This window comes from Enterobacter sp. KBR-315C3_2022 (assembly GCF_041399425.1).
GTDB lineage: Bacteria > Pseudomonadota > Gammaproteobacteria > Enterobacterales > Enterobacteriaceae > Enterobacter.
Genome location: NZ_JBGKEB010000033.1, coordinates 1 through 19,032, shown reverse-complemented (window position 1 = coordinate 19,032; position 19,032 = coordinate 1). Strand labels below are relative to the sequence as shown.

17 protein-coding genes are annotated in these 19,032 nt (G+C 60.7%); 5 read left to right on the top strand and 12 right to left on the bottom strand.

What is annotated here, in order from left to right; translation table 11 throughout:
* The 12 genes from paaX to paaA all read right to left on the bottom strand — a co-directional run bounded on the left by paaX (position 1) and on the right by paaA (position 10,754).
* Positions 1-936, bottom strand: coding sequence for a phenylacetic acid degradation operon negative regulatory protein PaaX (gene paaX / locus AB8804_RS21700; RefSeq protein ID WP_371190006.1), 936 nt, complete (start codon positions 934-936; stop codon positions 1-3).
* Positions 937-1,245: 309 nt separating this feature from the next.
* On the bottom strand, positions 1,246-2,562 hold the full coding sequence (gene paaK / locus AB8804_RS21695; protein ID WP_371190005.1) for a phenylacetate--CoA ligase PaaK: 1,317 nt from the start codon (positions 2,560-2,562) through the stop codon (positions 1,246-1,248).
* Between the two features lie 26 nt (positions 2,563-2,588).
* Positions 2,589-3,794, bottom strand: coding sequence for a 3-oxoadipyl-CoA thiolase (gene pcaF, locus AB8804_RS21690; RefSeq protein ID WP_371190004.1), 1,206 nt, complete (start codon positions 3,792-3,794; stop codon positions 2,589-2,591).
* Positions 3,794-4,216, bottom strand: a complete 423-nt coding sequence (gene paaI / locus AB8804_RS21685) for a hydroxyphenylacetyl-CoA thioesterase PaaI (protein WP_371190003.1) — start codon at positions 4,214-4,216, stop codon at positions 3,794-3,796. Before paaI ends, pcaF begins: the two co-directional genes overlap by 1 nt.
* Positions 4,206-5,627 carry a 3-hydroxyacyl-CoA dehydrogenase gene (locus AB8804_RS21680; protein ID WP_371190002.1) on the bottom strand — a complete coding sequence of 474 codons (1,422 nt, stop codon included), beginning with the start codon at positions 5,625-5,627 and terminating at the stop codon, positions 4,206-4,208. Before AB8804_RS21680 ends, paaI begins: the two co-directional genes overlap by 11 nt.
* Before the next feature lies 1 nt (position 5,628).
* Entirely contained in the window at positions 5,629-6,414 is a 786-nt protein-coding gene (gene paaG / locus AB8804_RS21675) for a 2-(1,2-epoxy-1,2-dihydrophenyl)acetyl-CoA isomerase PaaG (RefSeq protein ID WP_371190001.1), read from the bottom strand.
* A gap of 2 nt (positions 6,415-6,416) precedes the next feature.
* Entirely contained in the window at positions 6,417-7,184 is a 768-nt protein-coding gene (gene paaF / locus AB8804_RS21670) for a 2,3-dehydroadipyl-CoA hydratase PaaF (protein ID WP_371190000.1), read from the bottom strand.
* Complete coding sequence (gene paaE / locus AB8804_RS21665; protein ID WP_371189999.1) at positions 7,181-8,251, bottom strand: 1,2-phenylacetyl-CoA epoxidase subunit PaaE; 1,071 nt, start codon at positions 8,249-8,251, stop codon at positions 7,181-7,183. Before paaE ends, paaF begins: the two co-directional genes overlap by 4 nt.
* Before the next feature lie 7 nt (positions 8,252-8,258).
* Positions 8,259-8,756: a 1,2-phenylacetyl-CoA epoxidase subunit PaaD gene (gene paaD / locus AB8804_RS21660; protein ID WP_371189998.1), complete on the bottom strand. Its 498-nt coding sequence runs from the start codon at positions 8,754-8,756 to the stop codon at positions 8,259-8,261.
* Between the two features lie 14 nt (positions 8,757-8,770).
* A complete protein-coding gene (gene paaC, locus AB8804_RS21655) occupies positions 8,771-9,517 on the bottom strand; it encodes a 1,2-phenylacetyl-CoA epoxidase subunit PaaC (RefSeq protein WP_371189997.1) in 747 nt (248 codons plus the stop codon).
* Between the two features lie 8 nt (positions 9,518-9,525).
* Complete coding sequence (gene paaB / locus AB8804_RS21650; protein WP_371189996.1) at positions 9,526-9,813, bottom strand: 1,2-phenylacetyl-CoA epoxidase subunit PaaB; 288 nt, start codon at positions 9,811-9,813, stop codon at positions 9,526-9,528.
* Positions 9,814-9,824: 11 nt separating this feature from the next.
* Positions 9,825-10,754 carry a 1,2-phenylacetyl-CoA epoxidase subunit PaaA gene (paaA, locus tag AB8804_RS21645; protein WP_371189995.1) on the bottom strand — a complete coding sequence of 310 codons (930 nt, stop codon included), beginning with the start codon at positions 10,752-10,754 and terminating at the stop codon, positions 9,825-9,827.
* Positions 10,755-11,038: 284 nt separating this feature from the next.
* Here paaA and paaZ point away from each other — a divergent pair, with 284 nt between their 5' ends.
* The 5 genes from paaZ (at position 11,039) to AB8804_RS21620 (ending at position 18,829) form a co-directional block, all read left to right on the top strand.
* Positions 11,039-13,081 carry a phenylacetic acid degradation bifunctional protein PaaZ gene (gene paaZ / locus AB8804_RS21640; RefSeq protein WP_371189994.1) on the top strand — a complete coding sequence of 681 codons (2,043 nt, stop codon included), beginning with the start codon at positions 11,039-11,041 and terminating at the stop codon, positions 13,079-13,081.
* 645 nt (positions 13,082-13,726) lie between these two features.
* Positions 13,727-16,000, top strand: coding sequence for a primary-amine oxidase (tynA, locus tag AB8804_RS21635; protein WP_371189992.1), 2,274 nt, complete (start codon positions 13,727-13,729; stop codon positions 15,998-16,000).
* A gap of 102 nt (positions 16,001-16,102) precedes the next feature.
* Positions 16,103-17,209, top strand: a complete 1,107-nt coding sequence (locus AB8804_RS21630; RefSeq protein ID WP_371189991.1) for a membrane-associated sensor domain-containing protein — start codon at positions 16,103-16,105, stop codon at positions 17,207-17,209.
* A 427-nt stretch (positions 17,210-17,636) separates the two neighbouring features.
* A complete protein-coding gene (locus tag AB8804_RS21625; RefSeq protein WP_371189990.1) occupies positions 17,637-17,798 on the top strand; it encodes a hypothetical protein in 162 nt (53 codons plus the stop codon).
* A 323-nt stretch (positions 17,799-18,121) separates the two neighbouring features.
* Positions 18,122-18,829: a hypothetical protein gene (locus AB8804_RS21620; protein ID WP_371189989.1), complete on the top strand. Its 708-nt coding sequence runs from the start codon at positions 18,122-18,124 to the stop codon at positions 18,827-18,829.
* Positions 18,830-19,032 lie beyond the last annotated feature (203 nt).

The following is a 19,032-nucleotide window of genomic DNA, read 5'->3' as shown; positions in this document are numbered from 1 at the left end:
TTATGAGAGATTGAGGCCACCAAAGCGCTGATGGTAAAGCGTGCCGGGCACGGGCAGTTCGCCCACCGAGGTTTCCCCCTTTTCGCTGACAAACGCCAGCGCTCCCGGCGCCACGCGCTGGTAGATGTTGATACAGAGCTGCCGCGCGCTTTGCCCCGCCCAGTGCGCGGGGAGAAGTTCCTCCGGCAAAAGCGGATCTTTAAGCACCACGCGGCGATAGAAATGAATCAGCAGCAGCTGGATCTGGAAGCAGCGCTCCGGCGTCAGTTCCTCCGGCGCGGCCTCTTTCAGCAGCGGCAGCAGCGGGCGGAAGGAGTCGATAAACGTTTCGTACATCGCGTTTTGTTCGGTCAGCTGCCAGCACTCTTCGACCCGCGCGCGCAGCGCGGCGCGGGAGAGCGCCAGCGGCGAATGCGCTTCGAAGAAAATCACGTTTTCCGCCACGCCCGCGTCGTGGAGCAGCGACTGCACGTCCGCCAGATGCTGCGACGGCGAGGCCATCAGGCTCGGTGCCAGCGTGCCAAACCCCTGCCAGATCAGCTGCTTTTTGACGTCCGCGAGCGTAGTTTTGTCCAGCCCCTCGGAAAGCAGCAGCAGCCACTTTCCGTCCCAGGCGGGCAGCTCCGCGCGGTAGATTTTGCTCTCCGCGCGGCGCGTCAGGCGCAGCCCCTTGTCGCTCAGGCGGTAAAAGCTGCGGCGGCCGACGCGCGAGACGTCCAGCCAGCCCTCTTTGTTCAGGCGAAACAGCGCGGTGCGCACGAAGCGCTCGCCGAATCCCATGCCCTCGAGCAGCGCCGCCAGGCTGCCGAGCCAGATCTCGCCGCCGCGGTGGGAAAGTGCATCGCCGTATAACGAGGAGATAAGCGACGTGCCGCTGACGGGCACGGCGCTGACCGCGTGCTGGATAAAGGCGTCGAGTTTATTCATGTGATTCATTCTTTTGTGTTTTTTGGTCTGGATGAATCATAGCACAATCCCCTCACCCTGACCCTCTCCCCAAAGGGGCGAGGGGAAAAGACGGCACCGAGCAGTCCCTTCTCCCCTCTGTGGCTGAGGGATCCCCAGAAATTTTTAACCAGAAGCTATTACGTCTTTATTAACAGAATGAATAGCTTAAAGCGACATCCCGGTCCGGCTGAAAATCGCTGAGGCATTTCCTGAAGGCCGGGGCGAGGGGAAAAGGCGGCACCGAGCGGTCCCTTCTCCCCTCTGGGGAGAAGGTTAGGATGAGGGGAATAAGGTACATCAACCGTTAGCCGCCACCTTGCGCAAATCAAACACCCGGCACGCCTTGCCCTCCGAGCGCGGAATGCTGCCGCAGTTCACGATCGTCACGTCGGTTGAGATCCCCACCATCGACTTAATGCGGTGGCGCAGCTGGTGGCAAACCTGACAGCGCTGCTCGTGGCTGAGCGTCAAGCTACTCTCTTTCAGCTCCACCTTCACCGAAAGCGAATCAAGATGCCCACGGCGGTTGACCTCCAGCTGGTAGTGCGGGGAAAGGTGCTCAAACTTGACGATCTCCTCTTCCAGCTGCGACGGGAAGACGTTAACGCCGCGAATGATCAGCATATCGTCACTGCGCCCGCTGATGCGGTCCATGCGGCGCATGGTGCGCGCGGTGCCCGGCAGAAGGCGCGTGAGGTCGCGGGTGCGGTAGCGGATCACCGGTAGCGCCTCTTTGGTCAGCGTGGTGAACAGCAGCTCGCCCTGCTCGCCGTCGGCCAGCGGCGTGCCGTCGTTCGGGTTCACGATTTCCGGGAAGAAGTGATCTTCCCAGATCGTCGGGCCGTCGGCGGTTTCGAGACACTCCATCGCCACGCCCGGCCCCATCACTTCCGACAGGCCGTAAATATCCAGCGCCGTAATGCCCAGCCGCTTCTCGATTTCGCGACGCATCGCCTGTGTCCACGGCTCCGCGCCGAACACGCCCACGCGCAGGGAGCAGGCGCTGGCGTCGCCGCCCATCTGGCGCTCAAGCTCCTCTATCAGGTTCAGGCAATACGACGGCGTTACCATGATCATGTCCGGCTGGAAGTCGCGGATCAGCTGCGCCTGCTTCTCGGTTTGGCCGCCGGACATCGGGATCACCGTCGCCCCCAGGCGCTCTGCGCCGTAGTGCGCGCCCAGCCCGCCGGTAAAGAGGCCGTAGCCGTAGGCGACGTGAATTTTGTCCCTGGCGCTGCCGCCCGCGGCGCGCAGGGAGCGCGCGACGATGTTCGCCCAGTTGTCGATGTCGTTCTGGGTATAACCCACCACGGTGGGCTTGCCGGTGGTGCCGGACGAGGCGTGAATGCGCACCACCTGCTCCATCGGCACGGCAAAGGTGTCGAACGGATAGTTATCGCGCAGATCCTGCTTGGTGGTGCACGGGAATTTTTGCAGGTCGGCCAGCTCGTTGAAATCGTCAGGGTGCACGCCCGCCGCGTCAAACTTGCGCTTGTACATCGGCACGTTGCTGTAGGCGTGGTTCAGCGTCCACTTCAGGCGCGCGGTCTGCAGCGCCTGCAGTTCGTCAACGGACGCGGTTTCGATCGGGTCAAGCTTTGTTGTATTTGTCATTGTAGGGTGCTCACAGGGTAATTTGATCAAACGCGCTCAAGGATCATGGCGATGCCCTGACCCACGCCGATGCACATCGTACACAGCGCGTAGCGCCCGCCGCGTCGGTGCAGTTCGTTGCTGGCGGCCAGCGCCAGCCGGGCGCCGCTCATCCCCAGCGGATGACCGAGGGCAATCGCGCCGCCGTTCGGGTTAACGTGCTCCGCGTCGTCCGGCAGGCCAAGCTGGCGCAGCACGCCCAGCGCCTGGGCGGCGAACGCTTCATTCAGCTCAATGACGTCCATATCGTTGATGCTCAGACCGGCGCGCTCCAGCACCTTACGGGTGGCAGGCACCGGGCCAAGCCCCATCAGGCGCGGCTCTACGCCCGCGGTCGCCATCGCCACAATCCGCGTGCGCGGCACCAGCCCCTGCATAATCGCCATCTGCTCGCTGGCGATAATCAGCGCGGCGGCGCCATCGTTGACGCCAGACGCGTTTCCGGCGGTGATCACCCCGTTCCTGCGAAACGGCGCTTTCAGCGCGGCGAGCTGTTCCAGAGTGGTGTCGGCGCGGGGATGTTCATCCACCGTCACTTCCGTCACCGCCCCTTTTTTACCTGGCACCAGCACCGGCACGATCTCCTGGGCCAGCACGCCGTTTTGCTGCGCCCGCGCGGTGCGCTGCTGGCTTCGGAACGCAAAGGCGTCCTGATCGCTGCGGCTGATATTTAACAATTCAGCTACATTCTCTGCCGTTTCCGGCATGCTGTCAGTTCCGAATTGCTGATGCATGAGCGGATTCACAAATCGCCAGCCGATGGTGGTGTCGAAGACCTCCGCCTGACGCTGAAACGCCGCCGTGGCTTTGCCCATCACAAACGGCGCGCGGGACATCGACTCCACGCCGCCCGCAATCAGCAGCTCGCCGTCTCCGGCCCGGATCGCGCGCGCCGCAAAGCCGATCGCATCCAGCCCCGAGCCGCACAGGCGGTTAATCGTGGTGCCAGAAACCGTCTGCGGCAGCCCGGCCAGCAGCGCCGACATGCGCGCCACGTTGCGGTTATCTTCCCCCGCCTGGTTGGCGCAGCCGAAAATCACGTCGTCGATGCGCTCCAGATCCAGCTGCGGGTAGCGCGCCAGCAGCGCGCGCAGCGGCACGGCACCGAGGTCGTCCGCGCGCACGCCCGCCAGCGCGCCGCCGTAGCGGCCTACCGGGGTACGCACGCCGTCACAGATAAATGCGTTACTCATCAGGCTTCTCCCGTCACGCTGCCGCCAGTGCGGTGGGATTTCCCGCGAAAGAGAGCAACCGTTTTCTGATGTTGGTTTTGAATGTCAATGTCGTACACGCCGGTCAGCCTGCCCTGATGCTGCACCCGCGCGGTGGCGGTGAGCGTGTCTCCGGCAAAGCCCGGCCGCACAAAATCGATAGAACAGCCGGAGGCCACCGCCGCCAGCCCCTGGCTGTTGCAGGCGTAGGCAAACGCCGTGTCCGCCAGCGAAAAGAGCTGGCCGCCGTGGCAGGTTTGATGCCCGTTCAGCATCTGCGGGGTGATGGTCATGGTCAGGACCGCATAGCCCTCGTCCATCTCGATAATGTCGATCCCGAGCGCCCGGGCGCAGGCGTCCCGTTCGTACATGGCGCGGGCGGTGTGCCAGGCGTTATGACTCATAGCTACTCTCCAGAAGCGCGCGCTGGCGCAGCAGGGAACACGGGCGATAGCGTTCTTCGCCGTAATGACGTTGCAGGTTTTCCAGCAGGGTCAACAGCCGCTGCCAGCCAAGGCGTTCGCCCCAGGCGATAGGCCCGCTCGGGTAATTCACGCCGAGGCGCATGGCGGTATCGATGTCCTTTTCGCTGGCGACGCCTTTTTGCATGGCGTCCAGTGCTTCGTTGGCGATCATCGCCACCGTGCGCCAGATCAGCAGGCCGGGGTAATCGGCAATCTGCATCACCCGCTTGCCCTGCTGCTGTAGCCAGCCGATGGCCTTGTGGTTTGCGGCATCCGGGTTGCTGGCGGCGACGGCGATAACGGCCACGTCGCGCTCCATGCGGTCGACCACCACCACCGGGCGGCCGTGGCGCAGCGCCAGCGACTGGGCGGTTTCGCCCTGGGTTTCGACCAGCAGCACGCCGTCAATTTCCGTGACACCGTCACTTATACGATCGCCGTGCAGCGCGCTGTCGCTCAGCGCATCCAGCCATTTCACGTCCGGCCTGTCGCCCTGCCAGTCGTACACGCCCTTCCCGCTTTTCCTGCCCAGCCGCCCGGCCAGCACCAGCTCCTGCTGCACCAGCGAAGGCAGAAAGCGGCGCTCCTGCCAGAAGGCGTTAAACACCGAACAGGTCACGGCAAAGTTAACGTCCTGGCCGATCAGATCGGTCAGCTCCAGCGGCCCCATCGGGAACCCGGCGCCCTCGCGCAGCGCGGCGTCGATGGCTTCCGGCGCGGCCACCTGCTCTTCCAGCGCGCGCCAGGCCTCGGAGTAAAACGGGCGCGCCACGCGGTTGACGATAAAGCCCGGCGTCGACTGGCAGCGCACCGGCTGTTTCCCCCAGTTCAGCGCCAGCTCGCACAGCGCGTCGGCCACTTCAGGCGACGTCGCCAGCCCGCTCACCACTTCCACCAGCTTCATCACCGGCGCGGGGTTAAGGAAGTGCAGCCCGGCCACGCGCTCGGGATGCGTGACGTCCGCCGCAATCGCGGTAATCGAAATAGAGGAGGTGTTGCTGGTCAGCAGCGTTTTCGCCGGGCAGATCTCCGCCAGCTTCGCGAAAAGCGCTTTCTTTACCTCCAGACGCTCGGAGGCGGCCTCGATCACCAGATCCGCGGCCGCAAGCGCGGCGATGTCGGTTACCGGCGTCAGGCGCGCGAGGATCTGCCCGCAGGCTTCGGCGGTTATCTTTCCCCGCGCCGCGCGGGAGGTCAGCCGCTCGCGGATGCCGTCAATCGCGCGAAAAACCGCTTCGGAGGCGATGTCGTACACCAGCACCGGGTGCCCGTGGCTCGCCGCCACTTCGGCAATCCCGGCCCCCATGGTTCCGCTGCCGATCACGGCAACGGTTCGAATCGTCGTCACCATGCTATTTCCCCGTAAAGTTCGGCGCGCGCTTGCCGAGAAAAGCGCTGACGCCCTCGCGGTAGTCGTCGCTGCGCCCGGCCAGACGCTGATAGTCACGCTCAAGGTCGAGCTGCGCGTCGAGGGTATTGGTTTCCGCGGCGTTTATCGCCTGCTTGATCAGCCCGAGGCCAAAGGTCGGCTGGGAGGCAAAGTGCTGCGCCAGCTGCTGCGCGGTGGCGGAGAGCTGTTCGTCGTCCACCACCTGCCAGATCATCCCCCACGCCTGCGCCTGCTCGGCGCTCAGCTTTTCGCCCAGCAGCGCCAGCCCCATCGCGCGGGCGCGCCCCGCCACGCGCGGAAGGAACCAGGTGCCGCCGCAGTCCGGCACCAGCCCAAGCCTGCTGAACGCCATCACAAAGGTGGCCGAGCGGGCGGCTATCACCATGTCGCAGCCGAGCGCCAGGGTGGCTCCGGCTCCGGCGGCCACGCCGTTCACCGCGCAAATCACCGGCTTCGGCAGTGCCGCCAGGCGGCGTACCAGCGGGTTGTAAAAGGTTTCAACGGACATGCCCAGATCCGGCGCCGGGCCGTTCGGGTCCACGCTGCGGTCGTTCAGATCCTGACCCGCACAGAAGCCGCGGCCCGCGCCGGTAATCAGCAGGCAGCGGATGGTCTCGTCGCGCTCGGCCTGCTTCAGGCAGTCGGCAAGCTGCCGGTGCATTACATCGTTAAAGCTGTTGAGCCGCTCCGGGCGGTTGAGCGTCAGGGTCATCACGCCGTTCTCAACCTGGCTTAAGATAAATTCCACAGTTAGCGTCCTTTAAAGTCGGGGGTGCGTTTTTGTAAGAAGGCGTCGATGCCCTCGCGGCGGTCTTCGGTGGCGGCGAGCAGCGTGAAAAGCTGCCGCTCCTGGGCAAGCCCGGCCTGAAGCGGCACCTCCTGCGACTGGCGCAGCGCCTGCTTCGCGGCCTGCAGGGCCAGCGGCGAGTGGCGCGCCATCAGCGCCGCCTGCTTCAGGGCGTACTCAAGCGTCAGCGCCGCCGGGAAGACGTCGCTGACCAGCCCGGCGCTTTGCGCCTGCCGCGCGGTGATGCTTTCCCCGGTGAGGATCATCCTGCTGGCGAGCGATTTCCCGACGCTGCGGATCAGGCGCTGGGTGCCGCCCGCGCCGGGCATGATCCCCAGCGTAATTTCCGGCAGGCCGAAGCGGGCGTTGTCTCCCGCTATCACCACGTCGCAGAGCAGCGCCAGCTCGCAGCCCGCGCCGAGCGCGAAGCCGTTGACGGCGGCAATCAGCGGCTTGTTGAAGGCGTTGATCCGCGCCCACAGCTGCGGGCGAATGTCGTTCAGGGTGGCGGGCAGATCTTTTTCCGCCATTTCGTTGAGATCGGCCCCCGCGGCGAAGCAGCGCTCGCTGCCGTAAATCACGCAGGTTGAGACGCCGTCATCCACGGCGGCGTCTTCCAGCGCCACGGCCATCTGGGCCAGCAGCGCGTTATTGAGCGCGTTTCGCGCCGCCGGGCGGTTGAGCGTAAGCTGCAGGACGCGGCCGTGACGGGTAATAATCAGCTCGCTCATGCCATCCCCTTAGCGTCGAAATCGACGACCACGTCGGCGGTGAGCGGCAGCGCCTGGCAGCTCAGCACGTAGCCTGCCGCCAGCTCGTCCGGCTCGAGGCTGTAGTTGGTTGCCATATCAACCCTGCCGCGCAGCACTTTGCATTTGCAGGTGGCGCACACGCCGCCCTTGCAGGCGTACGGCAGGTCGGCGCCCTGGCGCAGGGCCGCGTCGAGAATGCTTTCGTCGTCCGCCGTCAGGGTAATCTCGCGGTCGCGCCCGTCCTGGCGCACGGTCACCTTCTGCCCCTCGGCCTGCACGTTCACCGCCCGCTTAACGAGGGTGCCCGGCGTGTTGAAGCGCTCCAGGTGAATGGATTTTTCCGCCATGCCCAGCGCCTTCAGCGCCGCTTCGGCCTCGTCCATCATCGCCGCCGGGCCGCAGATAAAGGCCTCGTCGTACTGGCGGAAGTCGATCAGCGTTTTTGCCAGCGCCCGCAGCTTTTCGCCGTCGATGCGCCCGTGCAGCAGGTCGCTGTCGAGCGTCTCCTGGCTAAAGATGGAGACCAGCTGCAGGCGCTGCGGGTATTTGTCCTTAAGGTCGGCCAGCGCGCGGCGAAACATCATGCTCTGGCTGCTGCGGTTGCCGTAGATCAGGGTGAACTGGCTGTGCGGCTCGGTCGCCAGCGTGGCGGAGAGGATCGCCACCATCGGCGTAATGCCCGACCCGGCGGCAATTGCCAGATAGCGGCCTTCCCGCTCCGCCTGCGGCTGGTAGCCAAACTGGCCCTGCGGCACCATCACCTCCAGCGCCATGCCCTGGGCGATGGACTCGCGGGCGTAGCGGGAAAAGCGCCCGCCCTCGATGGCCTTTACCGCCACGCTGATTTCTCCCGGCGCGGCGCTGCGGCAGATGGAGTAACAGCGGCGAAGCTCGTCGCCTTCCAGCGTGGCCTTGAGCGTCAGGTGCTGGCCCGGACGAAAGCGGTAGGCCTCCTGCAAATCCTGCGGCACGGCGAAGGTGATCGTGACAGCGTCACGCGTTTCCGGCTCTACCTTTGCCACTGTTAAGGAATGAAACGTTGTCATGGCAGCCTCAAATGCATTTGAAATAGTCGAAGGGCTCACGGCAGGCGTTGCAGCGGTAGAGCGCCTTGCAGGCCGTTGAGCCAAATTCACTGATAAGCGAGGTGTTGGTGCTCGCGCAGCGCGGACAGGCCACCTCGGCGGGGGCGTGCGCGCGGCAGCTGTGCCCGACCGGCGGGCTAATGCCGTACTGGCGCAGGCGCTCCCGGGCATCCGCGGTCATCCAGTCGGTGGTCCAGGCCGGCTCAAGCTGGAGCACGATATGCACCGGCGTATAGCCGTGCGCCGTCATCGTTTCGCGGATGGCGCCCAGAAGGTGCTCCGTCGCCGGGCAGCCCGAATAGGTCGGCGTAAAGCCAATCACCCAGCCGCCACCCTGCGCGGTCACGCTGCGCACCATGCCTAAGTCGGTAATGGTCAGCACCGGCACTTCCGGGTCCGGGATCTGGCTCAGCAGCGACCAGATATGCGGGGTTTCAGCGGGGGCGATATCAACGAGACGTTGCATGGCGTTCTCCTCCGTTACCACTGCTGGCCGGGATAGGCGCGCTGGAGATACTGCATCTCTGCCAGCATCGGCCCCAGGTGTTCGGTGTGCAGCCCGCGCCTGCCGCCCGTGCGGTAGGCCGCTTCAGCGGGCACGCGAAGGGTGGCCTCACGCAGGCCAGCAAACACTTCGCTTTCCCACGGCTGGCGCAGGGCGCGCGGGTCGACGGCGACGCCGGAGGCAATCAACTCCTGCTCTACCTCGTCGGCCTCAAACAGCTCGGCGGTGAAGCGCCACAGGCCGTCGAGCGCCTGCTGCATTTTCTGCGCGGAGGCGTCGGTGCCGTCGCCCAGGCGCACCAGCCAGCCGCGGCTGTAGCGCAGGTGGTAGCGCACCTCTTTAATGGCTTTTGCGGCAATTGCCGCAATCCGGGCGTCGCGGCTGCCGATCAGGCGTTCGTAAAGCGCGACGTGCCAGGCGTCCATCAGGTACTGACGTACGATCGTGTCGGCGAAGCTGCCGTTGGGCTGCTCCACCAGCAGCAGGTTGCGGAACTGACGCTCGTCGCGGCCAAAGGCCAGCGCGTCTTCATCGCCCTTTCCTTCGCGCTCGGCGGCATAGGCCAGGAAGTTGCGCGCCTGCCCGAGCAGATCGAGGCCAATGTTGGCCAGCGCCAGGTCAATCTCCAGCTCCGGCGCGTGGCCGCACCAGGCGCCGAGGCGCTGCGAGAGCACCAGACCGTTATCGCCCAGCCGCAGGGCATATGCTGATACGTTATTCATCCCTAACCTCACATGTGCTCGATGCCATCAGGGATGGTGTAAAACGTGGGATGGCGGTAGACCTTGCTTTCCGCCGGGTCGAAGAACTCGCCGCTCTCTTCCGGCTGGGAGGCGACGATTTCGCTCGCCTTCACCACCCAGATGGAGCAGCCTTCGCTGCGGCGGGTGTAGGCATCGCGCGCGTTCTCCAGCGCCATGCGCTCGTCGGCGGCGTGCAGGCTGCCGACGTGACGGTGGGATAACCCCTGTTTGCTGCGAACGAACACTTCGTACAGCGGCCAGTAAACGTTGCTCATTTTGATTCTCCTTATGCCGCGCTGCGCGCGCGTTGTTTTACCGCGTGCGCCAGCGCGGCTTCGCGCACCCACGCCCCGTCGTCCCAGGCCTTGCGTTTTGCTTCCAGGCGCTCGTGGTTGCAGACGCCGCGCCCGTTGATTACCTCGTCAAACTCCTGCCAGTCGATCTCGCCGAAGCGGTAGTGGCCGCTCTCCTCATCGAAGCGCAGGTCGGCGTCCGGCACGGTCATGCCCAGCATTTCCACCTGCGGAACGGTGTTGTCGACGAAGCGCTGGCGCAGCTCGTCGTTGCCGAAGCGCTTGATTTTCCACGCCAGGCTGCGGGCGCTGTTCGGCGAGTTGTCGTCGTTTGGCCCAAACATCATCAGCGCGGGCCACCAGAAGCGGTTAATCGCGTCCTGCAGCATCTGGCGCTGCTCCTCGCTGCCCTGCGCCAGCGCCATGCAGGCCTCAAAGCCCTGGCGCTGGTGGAAGCTCTCTTCCTTACAAATTTTCACCATCGCGCGGGCATAGGGGCCGTAGGAGGTGCGGCACAGCGCGACCTGGTTAACAATCGCCGCGCCGTCCACCAGCCAGCCGATCACGCCGATGTCGGCCCAGCTCAAGGTGGGATAGTTGAAGATGGAGGAGTATTTCATCCTGCCGTCGAGCATCTTCTGGTAGATGTCTTCCCGCGCGCAGCCCAGCGTTTCCGCCGCGCTGTACAGGTACAGCCCGTGTCCGGCTTCGTCCTGCACCTTCGCCAGCAGAATCGCCTTGCGGCGTAGCGTCGGGGCGCGGGCGATCCAGTTCCCCTCCGGCAGCATGCCGACAATTTCGGAATGCGCGTGCTGCCCAATCTGGCGGATCAGCGTGTTGCGGTAGGCGTCCGGCATCCAGTCCTGAGGCTCGATGGCCGTCTCCTGCGCTATGCGCTGCTCAAAGCGTTGTTCTTGCGTCACGTCATCACCTTTATGATTCGTTAATCTGCGAAGCAAAGCTAAATTATGAATCACTTCGTTTCTTAAAAGTTACACAAAGGTTAAATATAACCCCAAGAACCCTTTGTGTATTTTGTGACGTCGCTCGCAAGGCTTTTCACGAAAGCCCCGCGCGGCGCGGTTTCTTCGCGCTATTTTCGCCACGCCAGATCACAACGTTAATAATTCGTTAAAACATTGCTTGATTTTTATGATTCGCGATCAAAGTATTTATAGTTAAATCACGAAACATCTGGAGATAAGCGATGCAGCAGTTAGCCAGCTTCTTGTCCGGCACCTGGCAGTCTGGCCGGGGCCGCGAGCGCACTATTCAACACGCCATCAGCGGGGAAACCCTGTGGAGCGTGACCAGCGAAGGGCTGGATATGGCGGCCGCCCGCCGTTACGCCATCGAGCACGGCGGCGAGGCGCTTCACGCCATGACCTTCATCGAACGCGCCGCAATGCTGAAGGCGGTGGCGAAGCACCTGATAAGCCAGAAAGAGACGTTTTACGCGATCTCCGCGCAGACCGGCGCGACGAAGGCCGACAGCTGGGTGGATATCGAAGGCGGTATCGGCACGCTCTTTACCTACGCCAGCCTCGGCAGCCGCGAGCTGCCGGACGATACGCTGTGGCCGGAAGACGAGCTGATACCGCTGTCGAAGGAAGGCGGCTTTGCCGCGCGCCACGTACTCACCTCGAAATCCGGCGTGGCGGTGCATATCAACGCCTTTAACTTCCCCTGCTGGGGGATGCTGGAGAAGCTGGCCCCGACGTGGCTGGCCGGAATGCCCGCCATCGTTAAGCCGGCCACCGCCACGGCGCAGGTGACGCAGGCGATGGTGAAATCCATCGTCGAGAGCGGCCTGGTGCCGGACGGCGCGATTAGCCTGATCTGCGGCGGCGCGGGCGATCTGCTTGACCATCTCGACAGCCAGGACGTGGTGACCTTTACCGGCTCCGCCAGCACCGGCCAGAGCCTGCGCGTACATCCCAACCTCGTGGCGCAGTCGATTCCGTTCACCATGGAGGCCGACTCGCTGAACTGCTGCGTGCTGGGCGACGACGTGACCCCGGAACAGCCGGAGTTTGCGCTGTTTATTCGCGAGGTGGTGCGCGAGATGACCGCCAAGGCCGGGCAAAAATGTACCGCGATCCGCCGCATTATCGTGCCGGAAGGCCAGATCGAGGCCGTGAGCCAGGCGCTGATCGCCCGTCTTGAAAAGGTGGTCGTCGGCGATCCGGCGCAGGAGGGCGTGAAGATGGGCGCGCTGGTCAACGCCGAACAGCGCGCGGACGTGCAGGAGAAGGTCAACCAGCTGATTTCCGCGGGCTGTCAGGTTCGCCTGGGCGGCAGGGCCGATCCGCAGGCCGCCGGGGCGTTCTTCCCGCCGACCCTGCTCTTCTGCCCGCAGCCGGACGAAACCCCGGCCGTCCACGCCACCGAAGCCTTCGGCCCGGTCGCCACGCTGATGCCCTATCGCAGCGCGGAGCACGCGCTGACGCTGGCCCGCGCGGGCGGCGGCAGCCTGGCGGGCACGCTGGTGACGGCGGATGCCGACATCGCCCGCCGGTTCATCGCCGGTGCCGCGCGCGCCCACGGACGCATTCAGATCCTTAACGAGGAGTCGTCGAAAGAGTCCACCGGACACGGCTCGCCGCTGCCGCAGCTGGTGCACGGCGGACCGGGCCGCGCGGGCGGCGGCGAAGAGCTGGGCGGCCTGCGCGCGGTGAAGCACTACCTGCAGCGCACCGCCGTTCAGGGCAGCCCGTCGATGCTGGCGGCCATCGGTAAACAGTGGGTGCGCGGCGCGCGGGTGCAGGAAGATCGCGTGCATCCGTTCCGCAAATACTTCGAGGAGCTTCAGCCGGGCGACAGCCTGCTGACTCCGCGCCGCACGGTAACGGAGGCGGATATCGTCAATTTTGCCTGCCTGAGCGGCGATCATTTCTACGCCCACATGGATAAAATCGGCGCGGCGGAATCGATCTTCGGCGAGCGCGTGGCGCACGGCTACTTCCTGATTTCCGCCGCCGCGGGGCTGTTCGTCGACGCGGGCGTCGGGCCGGTCATCGCCAACTACGGCATGGAAAACCTGCGCTTTATCGAGCCGGTTAAGCCCGGGGACACCATTCAGGTGCGCCTGACCTGCAAGCGCAAAACGCTGAAGAAACAGCGCGCCGCCGACGAGAAGCCCACCGGCGTGGTGGAATGGTCGGTTGAGATTTTCAACCAGCACCAGCAGGCCGTAGCGCTCTACTCCATTCTGACGCTGGTGGCGCGTTTGCAGGGTGATTTCAGCTAATTCTCGCTCTCCCTCAAGGGCTGAGGGATCCCCAGAAAAAAATAGTGCCACGGTCGGCCCCCTCTCCTCTTTGGGGAGAGGGCTGGGGTGAGGGGAAACATACGGCTGTGGTGGTAATTCCGTTCACTTTACGAGCCTTGCTACTCTGAAATCTCGTTACTTGTGAACGTGTGAAGGGGGCTCGCCGCCGCCCCCTTCACAATCCCGGCTCCCGGCAAAGAAAATCGCCGCTTCGCGGTGCCTTCGGCTTATTCCCTTCGGCTATCGGGTCGGGCGTGATCCTACATCCATGTAGGTCACGCCCTCTCGGCGCATCCGTGCGCCTCGCCCCGGCCTACGGTCAACGCCTCAGCGATTTTCAGCCGGACCAGGGGACCGCTGTAAGTTTTTTATTAGCCTGTAATTTTTTCATTGCTTTAAGAGCAAGAAAATTACTGGGGAACCCTCTCCCTCAAGGGAGAGGAAGTAGCCTGTGCCAGCTGTAATTTATGAAGATCTCTCAGCCCGGCATGTGAAGCACCCCCGCTCTTTTTTTAACCTGGCAAGACTGACAAATAACCTGGCAGATGCAGGCAAACGCTTTTCGCGCGCGCCTGTCAGGATATATCCACACAACACAATAACCACAACAATATGAGGTCTGCGATGGGAAGCTCTTCTTCTTTTTCCGCCCGTAAAACGGCGTTAGCCCTGGCCGTTGCGCTGTGTTGCGCCTGGCAATCCCCCGCTTTTGCGCATGGCAGCGAGGCGCACATGGTACCGATGGATAAAGCGCTGGAGGCGTTTGGCGCGGACGTGCAGTGGGATGACTACGCGCAGATGTACACCATCACCAAGGACGGCGCGTTCGTGAAGGTCAAGCCGGGGGCGAAAACCGCTATCGTCAACGGCAAGCCCGTTGCGCTGCAGGTTCCGGTGGTGATGAAGGGTAAAGAGGCGTTTGTCCCGGAGACCTTCATTAACGACGTGTTCCAGTCCGGCCTTGACCAGACCTTCCAGGTTGAGAAAAGCCCGCACCCGCTCAACGCGCTGACGGCAGACGAAATCAAGCAGGTCGTCGGGATCGTTAAGGCCTCGGCGGACTTTGCGCCCAACACCCGCTTTACGCAGATTGCGCTGGCCGAGCCGGAAAAAAGCAAGGTCTGGGACTTTGTCCTGAACGGCACGCCGGTCGATACGCCGCGGCAGGCGAACGTGACCATGCTGAGCGGTAAACACGTCATCGAAAGCCGGGTCGACCTGAAGGACAAGAAAATCCTGCGCTGGGAGGCGGTGAAAGACGCGCACGGCATGGTGCTGCTGGACGATTTCGCCACCGTTCAGCAGATTATCAACGAGAGCACCGAGTTTGCCGAGGTGCTGAAAAAGCGCGGCATTACCGATACGAAGAAAGTTATCACCACCCCGCTGACGGTCGGCTATTTCGACGGCAAGGACGGGCTGAAGCAGGAAGATCGCCTGCTGAAGGTGGTGAGCTATCTGGACGTGGGCGACGGCAACTACTGGGCGCACCCGATTGAAAACCTGGTGGCGGTGGTCGATCTCGAACAAAAAAAGATTCAGAAGATTGAGGAAGGCCCGGTAGTGCCGGTTCCGCTGACGCCGCGCCCGTACGACGGCCGCGACCGCGTGGAAACGGTGAAGAAGCCGCTGGAGATTATTGAGCCGGAAGGAAAAAACTACACCATCACCGGCGACAGGATCCACTGGCAGAACTGGGATTTCCACCTGAGCCTCGACTCGCGCGTCGGCCCGATGATTTCGACCGTGACCTACAGCGACGGCGGCAAAAAACGCCAGATTATGTATCAGGGATCGCTGGGCGGGATGATCGTGCCCTACGGCGACCCGGACGTGGGCTGGTACTTCAAGGCCTATCTGGATTCCGGCGATTACGGCATGGGTACCCTGACCTCCCCGCTGGTGCGCGGCAAGGACGTGCCGTCCAACGCGGTGCTGCTCAATGAAACCATCCCGGACTACACCGGCGCGCCGATGGAGATCCCGCGCGCGATCGCCATTTTCGAACGCTACGCCGGGCCGGAGTATAAGCACCAGGAGATGGGCCAGCCGAACGTCAGCGCCGAGCGCCGCGAGCTGGTGGTCCGCTGGGTCAGCACCGTCGGCAACTATGACTATATCTTTGACTGGGTGTTCCACGAGAACGGCACCATCGGCATCGACGCGGGCGCGACGGGGATCGAGGCGGTGAAAGGCGTGCAGGCGAAAACCATGCATGATGCCACCGCCAAAGACGACACGAAGTACGGCACGCTGATCGACCACAACATTGTGGGCACGACGCACCAGCACATCTATAACTTCCGCCTGGATATGGACGTCGACGGCACCAACAACAAGCTGGTGGCGATGGATCCGGACGTGAAGCCAAATACCGCGGGCGGCCCGCGCACCAGCACCATGCAGGTCAACCAGTACGATATCGACACCGAGCAGCAGGCGGCGCAGAAGTTCGACCCGGGCACCATTCGCCTGCTGAGCAATACCAGCAAAGAGAACCGCATGGGTAACCCGGTCTCGTATCAGATCATCCCCTACGCGGGCGGTACGCATCCGGTGGCAACCGGGGCGAAGTTTGCCCCTGACGAGTGGATTTATCATCGCCTGAGCTTTATGGACAAGCAGCTGTGGGTGACGCGCTACCATCCGGACGAGCTGTATCCGGAAGGGAAATTCCCCAACCGCTCGACGCACGACACCGGCTTAGGCCAGTACAGCAAGGACAATGAGTCCCTGAACGGTCAGGACGACGTGGTCTGGATGACCACCGGCACGACCCACGTTGCCCGCGCGGAGGAGTGGCCGATCATGCCAACGGAATGGGTGCATACCCTGCTCAAGCCGTGGAACTTCTTCGACGAGACGCCAACGCTCGGCAAGAAAAAAGACGATAAATGACTCACCTGCCGGGAGAAATCCCGGCTTTTTTATCTTCTGCTCATCAATCCCGCCCGCTGCGCCCATAATGAATAACACGATGATTTAACTGGCGCCGTATTAATGGAAAAGAGAAAAAGCCCAACCGCTGAACGCGCGACCTGGCCGACCCGCAGGGCGATGGTCATGCGCGGCCTGGTGCTGAACCTGCCGTGGCTGGCGTTCATCAACGTGAGCTTCGCGCTCATCATCCTGCTGCGTAACCCGCTGCTCCACGCGGACCGGATGCCTTATGCAACCCATCTGAACGCCGCCCGGCTAATCGATGCCTCAATGCTCGGGATCATCATTCTGTCCGCCGCGCTGATCGTCATGGGCTGGCGGCGCATCGCCGGGGTCAGCGCGGTGTTGTTCATCTGCAGCGCGATCTGGTCGTTGTCCTGCTACTGGTTTATCACCGACTGGAAGCTGCCCCACGTCTGGCCGCTGTGCGTTATCCTGCTGATGGCGGGCACCAGCGCGCTCTACTTTTATCCGCGAGGGCTGCTGTGCTTTGTTTTGCCGCTGTGGCTTACCCTGCCCGCTGCGAACTGGGTGCTGAACGAAGGTCTCCATATTCGTTTCGTGACCGTCTGGACGGTGTTTACGCTGATCCTGATCTGCGGGCGCTTCATCCTGCTGAGCTGGTTCGACGAGGCCTGGCGGCGCAACCAGCAGAACCAGCTGCTGATTTCCCGCCTTAACGCGCTGGCCCATCAGGACCCGCTCACGCAGACCGCGAACCGCAGGGCGATGGAGGTGGTGCTGGAGAACGCCGTAGAGCAGAAAAAGCCCTTCTCGCTGATCATGCTCGACGTCGATTACTTCAAGCGCTACAACGACACCTACGGCCACCAGGCGGGCGACGAGTGCCTGACGCGCGTGGCGGAGGTGCTGAGAAAGTCGGTGCGCTCGCCGGACGACGTGGTGTCGCGCTACGGCGGCGAGGAGTTTGTGGTGATCCTGTTCAGCTGCTCGCTGGACATGGCAGAACGGGTTGCGGCGCGGATCCAGGCTGAAATGCGCCGCGCCGCCGTGGCGCACAGCGCTTCAACCGTCAGCGAGTACGTGACCGTCAGCATGGGGATTGCGGAGATGGCCGAGGGGCTGGCGGGCACGGAGATTATCGCCCGCGCCGACGCCGCGCTGTACCGGGCGAAGGAGGCCGGGCGGGATCGGTGGTCGCGTTGAATGATGCCGGGTGGCGGCTCCGCCTTACCCGGCCTACAAAATAGCCGGTGCGGCCTGATGCCCTCACCCTGGCCCTCTTCTACGGGAGATAGTTCAAAATAACTGAAAAAAAGTGAGAAAACCCAAACAATAATACTCTGATTTTATTGAATTTTTAACGTTACATGCGTTAGTTTTGCTCGGGACGTGTGGGAGTATGTGTTTTTCCGTCAGGTCGAAAAACTTTTGTCTATCGATATTTTGTAGACAAGGAGGGCAAACGGGAAAAATTCAATACGTTAGGCGTATATCCCGAAATGTCGTTCCTCAGTGCTCTTGAAACGTTTGAAAGCCTTGCTAATTGCCCTGACGTTGTAAAAGTGACAAAAAAAGCGGCACACTTGCCGATCTGTTTGAAGTTCTTTAGATATCAGATAAAGAATCGTATGTGGGTGAGCGTTTTTTAACATTTGATAAACTCTCTGTGTTACTTAAAACAACTCAATTTGACTTTTTTAATCTTGATGTTGCTGAACTAATTCAATTGATTTTCTTTTGCGGAGGCCAGCGCCCGTATGGAATTATGGCATTGCCAAAAACAACACTATGACAGTAAAAACAAAACTCTTTCAATCGAGACAGAATACAGCAGCATGTTTTATATGACGTATCGACTGTTCTCTATGATCGATACGATTATAATGAAGAAAAGATGGAAGCGCTTTTAAATTGGGGAGAAAAGTTAAAACAAATAATGAACAATAAATAATATATCGAATTATCATTCAAATGGATTCAAAAAGACCATCTATTTATGAAGATTATAAATAGGTGGCCTTATAGTTTTTTGTTTTTTTGGAAGTGGGAGCATGATCACTATGATTCATAGGTAACATATACGATGATAATCTCATTGAATTTCAGGAGAATCATATGTATTACAGTGAAGGTATAATAAATAAATTCGGGTCACAAAAAGACTTAGCTATCAGATTAGATAAAGCATTGTCCGGGGTTAAAGAAGGATTTAATGATTATTTAAATAATTTAGGGGATGGTTCGACACGATTACTTTACTACACATCTTGTTTTACTGATAATTATAAAGATGTTTGCAAGAAACTTGGAAATGAGGATGTGCGGTTCCTGTTAGGGTTATATGAGCTTATAAAGCATAGAAACATAATTTTCAGGATGGTACAAATCTATGTTGCAACCTTGCTTAAAAATAAAAATGAGAGTGAAACAAAAACTATCCTTAAACAAGCTGTTCCGCCAACGACACACTACTCAGTCATGCAAGCGTCAAGATTTGCACTAGTATATGCTGTTGTTAAATATATTTGCTACGGAAACAAAATAAGTGGAGTTATACAAAGTGCAATGATGAAAAAGGTTGCTGGAGTTTCATCGGGGGGGGTGTTTGCATTAAGCATGTACGGTAATGTTCAACATGCTGCTGATAGTGCTAACAATTTAAAGCAATTTCTGCCAATATATTATAATGCTCTATACATGCAAAACCTAGAAATGATGTACTTTCTAATAGAGCCAATAGTTTTAGATAGTGGTTACTTAAATATAATCACAGCAACGAACGATGAAATAGTTAATGCATTAAGAAGAATGGCAGGCCAATGAATAAGTTATTAAAGGAAATATTCAGGCTAATCATTGAAGATATCATCCTTCAATTGAAAACACTATTAACAATTTTTATTATTATTTTATTATCTTACCTACCTGTAAAGTTCATTGATAGTGCTGTAATAAAAAAGATGGAAGTTGGACTTAATATTGTAATTCTTGTATATATTTCATTATTCTATCAGAGAAAAAATTAG

Excerpts from the sequence above, each read along its gene's own strand:
- paaX (WP_371190006.1), bottom strand. The coding sequence starts at position 936 with ATGAATCACATGAATAAACTCGACGCCTTTATCCAGCACGCGGTCAGC.
- paaK (WP_371190005.1), bottom strand. The coding sequence starts at position 2,562 with ATGACAAATACAACAAAGCTTGACCCGATCGAAACCGCGTCCGTTGAC.
- pcaF (WP_371190004.1), bottom strand. The coding sequence starts at position 3,794 with ATGAGTAACGCATTTATCTGTGACGGCGTGCGTACCCCGGTAGGCCGC.
- paaI (WP_371190003.1), bottom strand. The coding sequence starts at position 4,216 with ATGAGTCATAACGCCTGGCACACCGCCCGCGCCATGTACGAACGGGAC.
- AB8804_RS21680 (WP_371190002.1), bottom strand. The coding sequence starts at position 5,627 with ATGGTGACGACGATTCGAACCGTTGCCGTGATCGGCAGCGGAACCATG.
- paaF (WP_371190000.1), bottom strand. The coding sequence starts at position 7,184 with ATGAGCGAGCTGATTATTACCCGTCACGGCCGCGTCCTGCAGCTTACG.
- paaE (WP_371189999.1), bottom strand. The coding sequence starts at position 8,251 with ATGACAACGTTTCATTCCTTAACAGTGGCAAAGGTAGAGCCGGAAACG.
- paaD (WP_371189998.1), bottom strand. The coding sequence starts at position 8,756 with ATGCAACGTCTCGTTGATATCGCCCCCGCTGAAACCCCGCATATCTGG.
- paaC (WP_371189997.1), bottom strand. The coding sequence starts at position 9,517 with ATGAATAACGTATCAGCATATGCCCTGCGGCTGGGCGATAACGGTCTG.
- paaB (WP_371189996.1), bottom strand. The coding sequence starts at position 9,813 with ATGAGCAACGTTTACTGGCCGCTGTACGAAGTGTTCGTTCGCAGCAAA.
- paaZ (WP_371189994.1), top strand. The coding sequence starts at position 11,039 with ATGCAGCAGTTAGCCAGCTTCTTGTCCGGCACCTGGCAGTCTGGCCGG.
- tynA (WP_371189992.1), top strand. The coding sequence starts at position 13,727 with ATGGGAAGCTCTTCTTCTTTTTCCGCCCGTAAAACGGCGTTAGCCCTG.
- AB8804_RS21630 (WP_371189991.1), top strand. The coding sequence starts at position 16,103 with ATGGAAAAGAGAAAAAGCCCAACCGCTGAACGCGCGACCTGGCCGACC.
- AB8804_RS21620 (WP_371189989.1), top strand. The coding sequence starts at position 18,122 with ATGTATTACAGTGAAGGTATAATAAATAAATTCGGGTCACAAAAAGAC.